Origin of the sequence: Enterococcus avium, from assembly GCF_002891025.1 — a bacterium.
GTDB classification, from domain to species: Bacteria; Bacillota; Bacilli; order Lactobacillales; family Enterococcaceae; genus Enterococcus_A; species Enterococcus_A avium.
Map to the genome: position 1 here is coordinate 275,891 of NZ_NBSL01000002.1, position 13,215 is coordinate 289,105.

Annotated in this window: 15 protein-coding genes; 11 read left to right on the plus strand and 4 right to left on the minus strand. The window is 38.6% G+C overall.

Annotation, left to right across the window (positions count from 1 at the left end; all coding sequences use genetic code 11):
* Positions 1-7: 7 nt before the first annotated feature.
* Positions 8-1,144, plus strand: a complete 1,137-nt coding sequence (locus tag AUF14_RS01445; RefSeq protein WP_016180878.1) for an ABC transporter permease — start codon at positions 8-10, stop codon at positions 1,142-1,144.
* On the plus strand, positions 1,131-2,303 hold the full coding sequence (locus AUF14_RS01450) for an ABC transporter permease (protein WP_016180877.1): 1,173 nt from the start codon (positions 1,131-1,133) through the stop codon (positions 2,301-2,303). Before AUF14_RS01445 ends, AUF14_RS01450 begins: the two co-directional genes overlap by 14 nt.
* A 37-nt stretch (positions 2,304-2,340) precedes the next feature.
* On the opposite strand, the gene AUF14_RS01455 is transcribed toward AUF14_RS01450, so the two are convergent.
* Complete coding sequence (locus tag AUF14_RS01455) at positions 2,341-2,751, minus strand: NUDIX domain-containing protein (RefSeq protein WP_016180876.1); 411 nt, start codon at positions 2,749-2,751, stop codon at positions 2,341-2,343.
* 175 nt (positions 2,752-2,926) lie between these two features.
* On the opposite strand from AUF14_RS01455, the gene AUF14_RS01460 reads away from it, so the two are divergent.
* The 5 genes from AUF14_RS01460 to AUF14_RS01475 all read left to right on the plus strand — a co-directional run bounded on the left by AUF14_RS01460 (position 2,927) and on the right by AUF14_RS01475 (position 6,923).
* Positions 2,927-4,006 (plus strand): M42 family metallopeptidase, encoded by a 1,080-nt coding sequence (locus AUF14_RS01460; protein ID WP_016180875.1) that lies wholly within the window; start codon positions 2,927-2,929, stop codon positions 4,004-4,006.
* Between the two features lie 67 nt (positions 4,007-4,073).
* Entirely contained in the window at positions 4,074-4,244 is a 171-nt protein-coding gene (locus AUF14_RS22410; protein WP_016180874.1) for a hypothetical protein, read from the plus strand.
* A gap of 122 nt (positions 4,245-4,366) precedes the next feature.
* Positions 4,367-5,143: a DUF975 family protein gene (locus AUF14_RS01465; protein ID WP_016180873.1), complete on the plus strand. Its 777-nt coding sequence runs from the start codon at positions 4,367-4,369 to the stop codon at positions 5,141-5,143.
* Complete coding sequence (locus AUF14_RS01470; protein ID WP_016180872.1) at positions 5,140-5,877, plus strand: MBL fold metallo-hydrolase; 738 nt, start codon at positions 5,140-5,142, stop codon at positions 5,875-5,877. Before AUF14_RS01465 ends, AUF14_RS01470 begins: the two co-directional genes overlap by 4 nt.
* A gap of 38 nt (positions 5,878-5,915) precedes the next feature.
* Complete coding sequence (locus AUF14_RS01475) at positions 5,916-6,923, plus strand: lipoate--protein ligase (protein ID WP_016180871.1); 1,008 nt, start codon at positions 5,916-5,918, stop codon at positions 6,921-6,923.
* A 38-nt stretch (positions 6,924-6,961) separates the two neighbouring features.
* Here the strand turns inward: AUF14_RS01475 and AUF14_RS01480 are convergent, their stop codons facing one another.
* Entirely contained in the window at positions 6,962-8,431 is a 1,470-nt protein-coding gene (locus AUF14_RS01480; RefSeq protein ID WP_225844242.1) for an MFS transporter, read from the minus strand.
* A 395-nt stretch (positions 8,432-8,826) separates the two neighbouring features.
* Here AUF14_RS01480 and AUF14_RS01485 point away from each other — a divergent pair, with 395 nt between their 5' ends.
* Positions 8,827-9,333, plus strand: coding sequence for a S26 family signal peptidase (locus tag AUF14_RS01485; protein WP_016180869.1), 507 nt, complete (start codon positions 8,827-8,829; stop codon positions 9,331-9,333).
* Positions 9,334-9,408: 75 nt separating this feature from the next.
* On the opposite strand, the gene AUF14_RS01490 is transcribed toward AUF14_RS01485, so the two are convergent.
* On the minus strand, positions 9,409-9,729 hold the full coding sequence (locus tag AUF14_RS01490) for a YtxH domain-containing protein (protein ID WP_016180868.1): 321 nt from the start codon (positions 9,727-9,729) through the stop codon (positions 9,409-9,411).
* 211 nt (positions 9,730-9,940) lie between these two features.
* On the minus strand, positions 9,941-10,306 hold the full coding sequence (locus AUF14_RS01495; protein ID WP_016180867.1) for an ACT domain-containing protein: 366 nt from the start codon (positions 10,304-10,306) through the stop codon (positions 9,941-9,943).
* A gap of 138 nt (positions 10,307-10,444) precedes the next feature.
* On the opposite strand from AUF14_RS01495, the gene AUF14_RS01500 reads away from it, so the two are divergent.
* The 3 genes from AUF14_RS01500 to AUF14_RS01510 all read left to right on the plus strand — a co-directional run bounded on the left by AUF14_RS01500 (position 10,445) and on the right by AUF14_RS01510 (position 13,172).
* Positions 10,445-11,413: a zinc-binding dehydrogenase gene (locus AUF14_RS01500; protein ID WP_016180866.1), complete on the plus strand. Its 969-nt coding sequence runs from the start codon at positions 10,445-10,447 to the stop codon at positions 11,411-11,413.
* A 176-nt stretch (positions 11,414-11,589) separates the two neighbouring features.
* Complete coding sequence (locus tag AUF14_RS01505) at positions 11,590-12,477, plus strand: helix-turn-helix transcriptional regulator (protein WP_016180864.1); 888 nt, start codon at positions 11,590-11,592, stop codon at positions 12,475-12,477.
* A gap of 65 nt (positions 12,478-12,542) precedes the next feature.
* The gene (locus AUF14_RS01510; RefSeq protein WP_016180863.1) at positions 12,543-13,172 is read left to right on the plus strand and encodes a GyrI-like domain-containing protein; all 630 of its coding nucleotides are present in this window, start codon (positions 12,543-12,545) and stop codon (positions 13,170-13,172) included.
* The last annotated feature ends 43 nt before the right edge of the window (positions 13,173-13,215 follow it).

The window sequence follows — 13,215 nt, forward strand, 5'->3', positions numbered from 1 at the left end:
AGCTAAGATGTTTATTCGTTTGTTTACGTATCGATTACGTGTTCTGTTAAGAAATCGCAGCTTGCTTTTTTGGACCTTTGCTTTTCCCATAGTATTAGGTCTGCTGTTTAATCTAGCCTTTGGCGATCTCGATAAGATTGGTGGGATAGAACAATCAACAGTTGGAATTGTTTCTACTAATGAAGCCAATCAAAAACGCTTTGAAAATGTGTTAAAGGAAATCAAACAGGATGGCAAAGTGGTTTTTAAAAGCCGAGTAATGACTAAGAAAAAAGCTCAAGAGCAGTTATCCGATGATAAGCTTTCCGGTTATTTTACAATTGATGAAAAAGAGATTGAGCTGTTTGTCAGTAAAAGCGACACACAGCAGACCGTTTTAAAAGAAGTATTGAATCAATATTTACAAAATACGAAAAAGGTAGAAACCTTATTGGCAACTGGGAAGGTTCAACCGCAAGAGGTCAGCCAGCTGCTTCAGCAGGAGAGCTATATAAAAGATGGAAATGGTACTGGTAATTTCAATTTGAAATCCTTCTACTTCTTTACATTAGTCGGTATGACGATCATGTATGGATTCATGTGGGGGCTGCGCAATGCAAATGACCAGCAGGCCAATCAATCACCTGAAGGTATCCGCTTATGTCTGATTCCTCGAAATAAATTACTTGTTTCGTTTGCCAATATGCTGGCAAGCTTTGTCCTATTCTTTGTCCAAACAGTTTTGATTTTGATGTTTTATCGATTTGTTTATCAAGTTGAGTTTGGTGATCATTGGAACTATATATTGCTTGTCTGCGCTTTAGGTGCCTTTACCTCTATTTCATTTGGAACCTTAATTGGTAATGTGTTTTCAAAACTGGATTTTCAACAAAAAATTTCGATCGGGATATCAATTTCTATGATTATGAGTTTCCTAGCTGGAATGATGGGTTCCCAGTCAATTAAATATTGGATCGATGTGAATCTGCCGTTTTTAGGCCGGATTAATATCGTTAATTTAATCAGTGAAAGTCTCTACCAATTATTCTACTATCAATCATTGAAGCCGTTTTATACCAATTTGATTTGGCTGATTGGATTTGGCGTGGTGTTTATCCTGCTTAATTATTCTTTTGAAAGGAAGGTGCAATATGACCACTTATAAAGCAATTCTGGAAATTTTAAAAAGAAAAAAGGGCAGTTTGCTGCTAGGAATCATCATCATGGCTGTGATCACCTTTTTCTACGCTGGGCAACTAACCAAAGACGCGGAAAAATTAACCGGGGCAAAAATTGCGATCCTTTCAGAGGATGATTCAGCAATCGAAAAAGGCTTCGTTGATTATTTAGCTAAGCAGCATAATCTTATTACGCTGAAGGATACTTCGCAAAAAGCATTAGACGATGCGCTCTATTTTGATGAAGTAGAATATATTTTAGAAATCCCCAAAGACTTTTCTGAGAAATTAGCACAAGGAGAAGGTGTTAAATTAGCCAGTAAGACGCGTCCGGCAACCTTTTCTAAATCATTAGTAGATACGACGGTCAATAATTTTATAAACACCTATTTAACCTATCAAAAACAAATGCCGGAAGACAGCCAAAAGGACTTGCTAAAGAAAACGCAGATAACGTTGAAAGAAGATGGAAAAGTAAATTTTGATTCGACCTATCATAAAAAGAAAAAACAGCGTGTTTCGGGTCAAATATACAATCTATTGGCTTATGGGATGTTTATGTCGATTTTCAGTGGTTATGCAGTGATAAATTTAGCCTTTAATCGCGAGGAAATCAGTCGTCGGAATAGCTGTTCTCCTATATCGCGACGAAAACTGTCACGAAAAATCTCAACTGGCAATTTACTTTACTCAATCTTTTGTCTAGTACTATTTTTAGCCTTCGTTATGTTGGTTACTAGAAACAGTTTTGATCAGGTAGTAGGGTACTTCGTGATCAATACAGTGTCATTTTTTGTAGCAATCGTAGGCTTTTCGATTATGGTTACCAGTATTATGAAAAATGAGGATGCAATTTCGGGGGTCAATAATATCTTTATTATGGGTAGCTGTTTTGTCGGCGGTATCTTTGTACCAAGCGAGTTTTTACCAGACGTAGTAAATAAAATTGCTGCTTTCACCCCGACCTATTGGTTTGCCCAGAATAATGAATTAATCGGAAAAACAGTGGATTTCAATCAAGCCTTCCTGGATAAATTCCTATTCCAATCTGGCGTGCTATTAGCATTTGCGGCAGCATTTTGGGTGATCCATTTGATTACGATGCGAGAAAAGGGAAGTTTGGCTTATAAAAAGGTTCAAGTATAAGGAAAATCAGCGTGTCCGCAATAGGATACGCTGATTTTTATACATCAAAGTAAATCTGTTGTTCTTCACCGAAAAAGATTGGTAGTAACTCGGTCAAGGTTCCTGCAAGCTTATGTGTGTTTAAATCAGTTTTTTTGACCCATAAGAGATCTTTGGGAACGGTTCGCTTTTTGACTGTCGCCGTATAAAGAAATGCCAGCTCACGAGTCTCCTTAGCTAAGTTGTTCCATTCAGCAGTTCCTCGCAGAACTGGTTGGATCACCAATCCAGTTTCTTCTTCAATTTCTCTTAAAGTAGCCTCATAGCTGCCTTCTTCTTTTTCCACATGACCACCAGGAAAAGTCCAGCCGGGCCAATCCTTCTTCTTTCGATCCTGTACCAAGATTTCCCCTGCTTCATTTTCCAGCATGACCATCATAGTTAATTCAATCGCCAACAAACGTGTCATTTCATCACCTCGTAGTGATTATACAACATACTACGCAGAATTTTTTGACAATGGTATACTAATTTATGGATAAACGCTATCCAGCTTTCTCGTTATAAGAGAATTTGAACGATTATTTTTTTAGATAGTCAAACACAAAGCAATTATATTTTTTAGCAAAGCAGGAGGAGTAAGAGTGGAAAAACAGGAAGAGCAGTTGTTGATCGATTTAACTTCAGCACGTGGCATCGCTGGAAATGAAGATGAGGTCAGAGAAGTCTTTAAAAATTATGCGAAGGATTTTGCTGACGATATTTTCTTTGACGGACTAGGCAGTGTTATCGCCAAGCATGGTGGCGGAGGCGGACCGAAAGTCTTTATTTCGGGTCATTTAGATGAAGTCGGCTTTATGGTTACCAAGATCACCGAAAAAGGCTTTTTAGAATTTCAAACGATTGGTGGCTGGTGGAATCAAGTAATGTTGGCGCAGCAGGTCGAAATTAAAACGCGTAAAGGCAAGGTTATTCATGGTGTGATTGGTTCTAAACCACCACATGTGTTGACGCCAGAAGCTCGGAAACGACCATTCGAAATCAAAGACATGTTTATTGATATTGGTGCGTCAAGTGATGATGAAGCCAAAGAATGGGGGATTCGCCCTGGTGATATGGTCACACCATATATCCAATATCAACGAATGAATGATTCAAAATTCTTACTAGCAAAAGCGTGGGATAATCGGATTGGCACGGCTGTGGCTTTGCGTGTGTTGGAGAATTTATCAAAACGGGAGCATCATAATGTACTGTTTGCCGGCAGTGATGTACAAGAGGAAGTTGGTTTACGGGGTGCTCGAACAAGTTCGCATATTGTGAATCCAGACATCGCCTTTGCTTTAGATACAGGTACTGCGGGTGACACACCAGGGATGACACCAAAAGAGGCAGATTCGGTACTGGGAAAAGGACCGCAAATTTTGATCTATGATGCATCTATGGTTCCTCATAAAAAATTATTGGATTTCGTGATCGATGTTGCTGAAGAATTAGAAATTCCATTCCAGTATACAGTGATTGCCGGCGGCGGAACCGATGCTGGTCAAATGCACTTGACGCGTGATGGTGTTCCTTCATTAGCTATCACAGTACCAGTCCGTTACTTGCATTCACATACATCAATTATTCACGAAGAGGATTATTTTAATACCGTCAAATTAGTGACGGAAGTTGTTGCTCGTTTAGACTATGATACAGTTGGAGAAATCAAGAATTACTAATTTTTTAACTAAAACAGGTTGTTGTTTGTTTTATGTCCCTTGGTTCCTGTCAAAGGAGAAATGCGATTTGACTACGAAGATAGATACAAAACGTACAGAAGTGGATCACTTGAAAAAGGAATTGCAAACATTTAAGCGATTAACCTTTGCGAATGTTCCGATTGCACCTGAAAAACAACGGATTGAACAAAAAATAAAGAAATTAAACGAAGAAATAGCCAAATTAGCAGAGTCATAGGAAGATGCTGCTGCCTTTGGAAAAGGATATCAGTCCAACTTTAGTCAGATTATTCTGTTCAAAGCCAGAGAGCAGTCGATTCATGCTAATCAAGGTCAACAAAACGAAGAAGGAGTGTCTTTATGCGTCTTAGTGAATATCGTCAAACAGCCAAAGACCGTCTTAATGGTCAATGGGGAATTAATGTAGGGTTAGTAGTGATTGTCGGGCTGCTGACAGGAGCAATTAGTAATGTTTCTACGATGACTGATAATACGAATATTCAGTTAGGAATCTCATTTTTATTAGGTATTTTAGTACTTTTTGCTTTTAGCTACTCATTATATTATGTCAGCTTGTATGTCGTGCGGGGTGGTCGAGCTGAATTAGGTCAAATTTTTGTTGTTTTTCAGCAGGGCTATTATGTTCCATTGATGATTATCAATATTCTTTCCCAAATTGTACAATATGTTTTGGCAGCGATCTTTTTCATCCCGTTACTGCTGCAAGCTGGTAGCAGTGTATATGTATCGCTGATTTCAACTGGTGGATTAACAACGAACACAGAAAGTGTTTCTACGCTGATGAACATTGGTGTATTAGGACTTTATGTCATCTCAACGTTACTATTTTTACTTGTAACAACAATTATTAGTATCATCTTTAAATTTGCTGTTTGGGTAAAATTTGATTATCCTGATTTGAGCGTCGGCGATTGCATCAAGCGTGCGTGGATCTTATTAAAGGATCGCTGGGGGAAATATATCTTATTACAACTATCATTTATTGGCTGGTACATTTTAGGATTTGTCGCATTGATCGTGGGTTTGCTTTTTGTAGCAGTCTATGTAAATACGGCAAGTGCTGCTTTTTATGATCAAGCGTTAAAGGAAAAAATTGATCAGGGGGAATTAGCATGAAACTGACCGTACTCGGTTGTTTAGGCGCGTATCCGTATGAAGGTCAAGGAACCAGCAGTTATTTGCTGCAGGCTGACGGATTTAACTTATTGTTGGATGCTGGCAGTTCGACTCTTGTAGAATTGGAAAAGGAACTTGATCCGTTGGATTTGGATGCAGTGATTTTATCTCATTATCATCACGATCATATTGCGGATCTTGGAGTGCTGCAATATTATTGGCAGCTGTATCCAACACAAACACCAAAGCCTATTTTGCCGATTTATGGACATACGGAAGATGAATTTCATTTTAACGATTTGACAATGGATGGTGTTACTGAAGGCCGTGCTTACTTTGAAGCAGAAGAATTGAAACTTGGACCGTTTCTTGTTACGTTTATGAAGACGATTCATCCAGTGCCTTGCTATGCGATGCGTTTTGTGGAAGAAAAAACAGGTGCTGTTTTTGTGTTTACAGGAGATTCAGGTTATCTGGAATCCTTTAATGAGTTTGCTAAAAAGGCGGATCTATTCTTAGCTGACACCTACTTATTTGACGGCAACGAAAAACATAAAGCACATTTTACCGCAGGCGAAGCTGGGACATTTGCGAAAAATGCGGCAGTTAAAAAGTTAATTCTGACTCATTTACCGCAACATGGCGATTTAGAAGAGCTGCGTCGACAAGCTGCAGCAGCTAGCGGGAAAATTCCTGTCGAGTTGGCTCAGCCGCATAAAGTTTTTGAGATTTAAACGAATTTATTCCTTAATAGGGGTTAGGAGTTGGAACTATGTTATATGTACCAAATGACAAAGAACGTGATCCACGAGTAAATCTTGCTATTGAGACGTATTTATTACAAAATATGCCTCTAGATGAACCAATCTTGCTTTTTTACATCAATGAACCCTCGATTATCATTGGTCGTAATCAAAATACGATTGAGGAAATCAATAAAGAATATGTTGATGAAAAAGGTATCCATGTTGTTCGCCGATTAAGTGGCGGAGGCGCTGTGTATCATGATTTTGGAAATTTAAATTTTAGTTTTATTATGCCAGATGACGGCAACTCCTTTAGAGATTTCAAAAAATTAACGGAACCAATCGTTGAAGCCTTGCATAAGCTGGGGATTGAGGGTGCGCAACTAAAGGGGCGGAATGACCTTGTGATTGAGGACAAGAAATTCTCTGGTAATGCCATGTACTCAACCAATGGCCGGATGTTTGCTCATGGCACCTTAATGTTTGATAGTGATATTGATGAAGTTGTGAATGCATTAAAGGTGAAAAAGGATAAGATCGCATCAAAGGGCATCAAGTCGATCCGTTCCCGTGTGACGAACATTAAAGATTATTTACCTAAAGATAAGCAAGCAATGACGACAGAAGAATTTCGTCAAGCAATTCTTTTACAAATTTTTGGTGTTGATAGTGTGGATCAGGTGAAGACTCATGAGTTGAATGAGGAAGACTGGAAAGACATTAACCAAATTTCGGAGGAATACTATAAGAATTGGGATTGGAACTATGGACGTTCGCCAGAATTCAACTTGGAACGACAAAAACGTTTCCCCATTGGTTCAATCGAAGTTCGTTTGGATGTTGCCAATGGTGAAATTGAAAAAGCCAAGATTTTCGGTGATTTCTTCGGTTTAGGTGAGATCAAGGATGTTGAAAACCAATTGATCGGTACCCGTTACGATAAAAAAGCACTAGAAGAATGTATCGATGAAATTGATCTGACACATTATTTTGGGAATATTACCAAAGAAGATTTTCTATCACTAATTTATTAATAAAAAACGGTCTTTCCGCATTTGGAAAGACCGTTTTTTTATAGGGTTAGTGTGATCTTAAAGTATTGCTGCTTTTCTTTATTTTGCCAGTGCCATTCGCCATTGGACCGTTTAACCGCTTGTTCCAATTCTTGATGTGAATCGTTCGTGGTTTCTGTGACGACGGATTCATCAAGAGAGTGGTGAGTGAAGGCGCTGGTATTGCTTTCAATGATTAGTTGATTTTGCTCCTGTTTGATCAAAATATCGATGGTTCCAAAGCTTGGATCGCTTAGAAATTTTTCGAATAGTTGGATCAGCAAATACAATGTTTCATCGTTTAGCACGTTCGTCTCTTCTTCAACTGTGTACTGACAGGAGAAAAATTTTGCTTGTTTACGGAATTCTTTTTGATAATACTCTCGCATTTGTTGAAGATGAGAGGTTAGGGAGGCTGCTGGCTTATTTCTAGCAGCTTCTTTTTCAGCTAATAAGTTGAATGTCATCAATAGATTCTTTTGCTTTTCTTTTATGATAAGTTGCTGTTGCGCAAATTCCTGCTGCTTTATTCGATAATTCCGAATATAGTTGATTTCTTCTTCAAAATGATAGCCTGAGATTAAAAGCATTAGAGCGGTAAACAGCACTAACGGCCAGTCTGTTGTAAGATTTGCAGCGCCTGTAAACAATTGAATGTAGAAAAAACAGTGGACAAATGCAGCCATAATAATTCCTGGTGAGCAGATAGTATAAAAACGATTCTGATCGGCAGATTCAGCTAAAGCGATTGCTGAGGTGTATAACGTCATAAAGACATTAAACCCACTGAAAATCTGCATTGCAATTGGTAAAGATAGTTTTCCGATAGCAATACAAAATGTTCCGACAGTCAAAAGAGTGATCTGTGAACCGACACCATAGAGATAGTAGTGCTGATATTTTTTTGTCCGCAGCAAATAGTAATTCGTTAGAAAAACCGGAATCAAAATCGCCGTCAGATTATAAAGAATCGACAAGCTTTTCGGACTGAACAAGGTACTTGCTGGAACATTCAGAACGATTGATTGCAGCCCAATTAAGAACGTAAAACCGATTAAAAGCAGAGAAGAAAGCAACTGTTTCTTCGTATAGTTCGGTCTTAAAAAAAGCAAGCCCAGCATGAGGACAATTAAGGCCGAGCAGATACTTAAAAGTAAAAACTGTGGCAGTGAACGAAGCAGAAAGAATCGACTGACTTCTGTGGAATTTCCGATAAATACTTGAGCAGGAATCCCAGCGTAATATTCATAAGGTGTCTTCGTAATGATCCGCAGCTTGTGTTTCCGATAATCATTTGGCAGCTGGATGGTCGTCTGAAGCATGCCTGGTTCCTTGTGCTTCTCGGTAGCGGCATATTTGTAAAGGAGCCGCTCTCCGACAACTACCGAGACCCACTGATGATTAGACCGAACAACTAGCTGAGGTTCTTTGAGTGGTGTCTCTAGCTGTTGCTGCATTATAAGTGCATTATTCGGTTGTACATTTTTCAATCGCTGGTCTGTGTTTCCGTAAATATAGTAATCAGAATGATTCTTGACAATAAATGTCCAATGTTTTTTTAATTCTGTAACGTTTGTTTTTTTTAGTTCGTCAATAGTTTTTAATGTGATAGTTGAAATCACTATTAAAATAACTAATATTATTAAAATTAATCGTTGTTTTGAACAGAATTTTAAAAAGCGTTGGTTGCTTAGTTTGGTAATGATAAACAACACCCTTTCATTTGGAGGAAGGTAATCAAAATCGTTAAATACAATAATAATAGTAACACATTGCGATATTCAGTCAAAATTTTATTCAATTAGAAACTAAAAAATAGATTTTTTTGACGAGTGTGATATGATGAATACAGATAGTTTTTTCCTTTAAAGGGAGGTGGTTCCGAGTGTTGAAAAGCAGAAAAATAACACTAGTATATGCTGTATTGATTTTCTCGATCTTTCTCTTAGCGATTTTGACAATCGTTATTCCAAAAGTGTTGAATGTGACACCATATGTCATTTCAGACAATAAAATGGCACCAGAATATCAAAAGAACGGACTTGTTTTCGTAAAGGATGTGATGGAGCCTATTCATGTTGGCGACACAATCACTTATTACGAAAATCAGGGAAAATCGATCAAAACACGGCGAGTATTAGCGGTTGACAATAAAATAGACGGTTATTTTGTTAAAGGAGACAATTCTGTTAAAGCAGAGATGGGACTTGTTCATGAACGAAATTTGATCGGCCGACCACATTTTTACCTTCCATACATAGGTTTTTTAGCAGACACAAAAGTGATGACGATTATTAAAAGCAGTTTTTTTGTCGGAGCCATCTTGATGACACTCTTAACCTTGTTTTTCCAAACAGAAATGAAACGTAAAATTCGGCAGCAAGTCGAATAAAAAAGACCTTCGCGAAGGAAGGTCTTTTTCAATAGGATGATTATTTTCAAGTAAATTAACAAAAATCAGCTGACTTTAATACGACAATTCTAGACCATCCTTAAGCTCGTTTTTCACTTCTTTCATTTCTTCCTTGATTTCTTGTTGCTGTTCTGCCAGCTCAAGTTTGGTTGTTTTACGACTTTCCTTCAATTCATTCTTTACTTCTTTAGACGCTTCTTTAATATCATCTTTGCTGTCGTTCACATCTTCTCGGATGTCGCTTTTAACCTGTCTCATTTCAGTCCGAAATTCTGATTGCCATAAAGGGCGTAAAATATACCGATTCACTGTCAATAAACCAATGCAAGCAATTCCCAATATTACTACCGTCATATCTAAACCATTTCGCTTCATTTTTTATTCCTCCTAATTTCTACCAGCAACATTTACCAATTATGAATGATTATTTCTGTTTTATCTCTACACTCTCATAATAAGAGAATAGCGAAAGCGTTTCGTCCAATCAAAGTCCTATTTTCTTCTCGGAAAAAAGGCTGGATAAGTCTAAAAAATGAAAAATACATAAAAAAAGAACCTTAAAAGGCTCTTTTTGGCAAAAAATCGTTTATGCGACAGTATATCCACCTTCACGTAAAGCTGTAATGGCAGCATCAAACTTATCGGTCTTAATTAAAACATAGTCCGTATTGTAGGTTGAAACGGCAAAAATACTAATTTCCTTCTCTGCTAACAATGCAGCGATTTTTGCCAAAATTCCAACTAAGCTGAAATCCAATACACCTTCAATCTTGAAGGCTTTCCAACTGTCCTCACGATTGATCGTATTTGTAGGGACATTGGCAGTAGCGGAAACAACCGATATTTCCTCTTCGGTTACACTAATAAAAAGTGGTTGCTGGGTGAAATCTATTTCCTTCAGGTCTGCAACCTGATAGACAGATAATTCCTGTGGCAAAGTGACTAAGTTCATGGGCAAAGGACTCCTCTCAAGGATTTGTGTTCATTCAAAGGTATCAAACGCGGGGAGAAAATGCAATCTGATTCTTTGCCGGAAAAAAAGCTTCATAGTATATTTGAGAAAATAATCAATAAAAAAGAGGGACAGTTAATGAAAGCTTTGTATTTTGAAAATTTTGGCGACAGTAACGTTTTACAATATGGTGAGCTTCCTAAACCGGTGATCGGGGAAAATGATGTTCTAGTACAGGTAGCATATATCGGTTTGAACTTTGCCGATATCTATCGCCGCCGTGGTGAGTATCATATTGAAAAACATAAACCCTATATAAATGGCTATGAAGGTACAGGCATTGTTGTTGAAATTGGCTCTAAAGTAACGAAACAAGCGATTGGAGAAACAGTGCTGTTTGTCGATGTCCCTTTAGCGAATGCGGAATATGTCGTAGTACCAAGTGTGCAAGCGATTCCTTTACCGGCGGACATCGACAGTAAATTAGCGGCGAGCATTGGACTGCAGGGGATGACAGCCGATTTTCTTGCTCATGATCTCGGCAAAAATGATCCCGGCGAGAAAGTCTTTATTACAGGAATTAGCGGCGGCGTTGGTCAGTTATTGTCACAAATGCTGATAGCAGATGGGATAGAAGTCTATGGTTCTGCCTCTTCTGAAGAGAAACAGGCATTGGCGTTGTCTCATGGGGTTAAGCAGGTTTATCCAAGTCGAGAAAACAATTGGACTGAAGCGGTTAAAGGGCAATTTTCGACTGCTTATGATGGCGTCGGTTCTACCATTCAGCAAAGCTTAGATTTGATCAAGCATCGTGGAAAGGTCATCTTTTTCGGAATGGCTGGAGGCGATCCAGTGAAAATTGATCCAGTCGCGTTAATGGCTGAATCAAAAAGTTTGTTAACGGGAGATCTTTGGGATTATTTGACCAGCTATGAAGAAAGAAAAGTTCGTAGTGAGCGCTTATTCAGCTACTTCATTAAAGGACAAATTAGCATCAGCGAACCAACAATTTTTCCTTTAGCGGAGGGACGAAAAGCACATGACTATCTTGAGAACGGAAAGAGCATCGGGAAAGTGTTGCTGCAGCCTAATCAACCTTTGAAATAGAGATGGGAAAGTTGAGGGGATGTATGTTTGGCAATCTCTTTATTCTTTTTTCTGATAACTTATCTAATAAACAGCATCGTCCTTACTTTACTGCAGCCAAGCAAAGTAAGGTCTTTTTTTAACCTGACACGTGTTTGCCAGTTTACGATGCTATACTGATGATGGAGGTGAGTAGTGTGGCAGAGTATCGATTATTTCAGATGGTGTATTATTTGATGGATAAAGGCAATACGACCGCACCTGAATTAGCGGAAAAGTTCGAGGTTTCGATCCGAACGATCTATCGCGATATTGACATCCTTAGTTCAGCAGGGATTCCTGTTTATACGACACAAGGAAAAGGCGGCGGGATCTTCCTGTCGGAAAATTTTATATTGAACCGTTCCTTGATTTCAGAAGAAGAACAAAATCAGATTTTGGCCGCTTTGCAAGGTTTAAGTGGAGTGGATGAGAAAAACAATCAAGCGTTGTTAAAAAAACTGGGTAGTGTTTTTCAGAAACAAACCACGAATTGGCTCGAGATCGACTTTTCAGATTGGCATCCGCAAAATGAAGAACAATTTCAGATTTTACAAAAAGCGATTTTTCAAAAAACACGCCTTCGTTTTCATTATTTTAGCCGAGGAAAGCTTGGCTCTGATCGTAAAGTTGAACCATTAAAGCTGATTTTTAAAGCAAGAGAGTGGTATTTATATGCGTATTGCTGCGAGAAGCAGGCGTATCGTCTCTTCAAGCTGAAACGGATCAAGCAGCTCCAGCAAACTACTGAAACCTTTGAACGAACCGCACCAGAAAAAGTGCTTGACCCACAAAAAATTTATACCGAAAAGAAGCAAATGGTGCGGCTTGCCTTTACACCAGAGCTGGCCTATCGGGTTTATGAAAATTATGAGCAGGTGGAAGAAGCAGAGGATGGGCGTTTGCTGGTAGAAGGGGAATACCCAGTGAATGAGAGCTTTTATAGTTTTCTACTTTCCTTTGGCGGACAAATCGAAGTCTTATCTCCACGCTCCGTGCGCCAAGAAATGAGCAAGAAAATCGACCAATTGAAAACTATTTATTAAACCTGACACGAGGTTGCAGGTTTTACTCGCTATAATGAAGTCAAAGCTGAAAGCGAGGGAAAAAAATGAAGTATGATTGGAAAAAACAAGAGAAGCATCTATATGGAAAGAAAAAGAAGCCAGAAATTGTGACGGTACCACCGCAAAAATTTCTTACGATTAAGGGAGAAGGTGATCCTAACAACCAAGATTTCTCAGCTAGAGTCGGGACACTCTATCCAGTAGCCTGGAAGATTAAGATGGGATTTAAGAAGTTTTATCAAACACACGAAGAAAATCAGTCTGAGTTTGATTATAGTGAGTTTGCGATCTTTCCACTAGAAGGTATTTGGTCCACTAAAAATACGGCAGATATTACTGATAAAGCCAGCTTTGAATACAAAATTATGCTGCGACAGCCGGATTGGATCACGCAAGAGATGTTCGAGACGGCGCTTGCCGCTGTGGCAGAGAAAGAACCCAATGAGTTGCTGCAGGAGCTTTGCTTTGAAACAATCGAAGATGGAAAATGCGTTCAGATGTTACATGTAGGTTCTTTCGACGATGAACCGGCTTCTTTTCAAAAGATGAATCAGTTTGTGAAGGAGCAAGGGTTAACACGCAGAAGCTACCTTCATCGCGAGATTTATTTAAATGATGCTAGAAAAACTCCACCAGAAAAACGGCAAACGATTTTGCGTTATCAAGTTGAATAATTAGGGAAAATTCGAGATTGTGTGGGCACATTCTTAGTCTTCC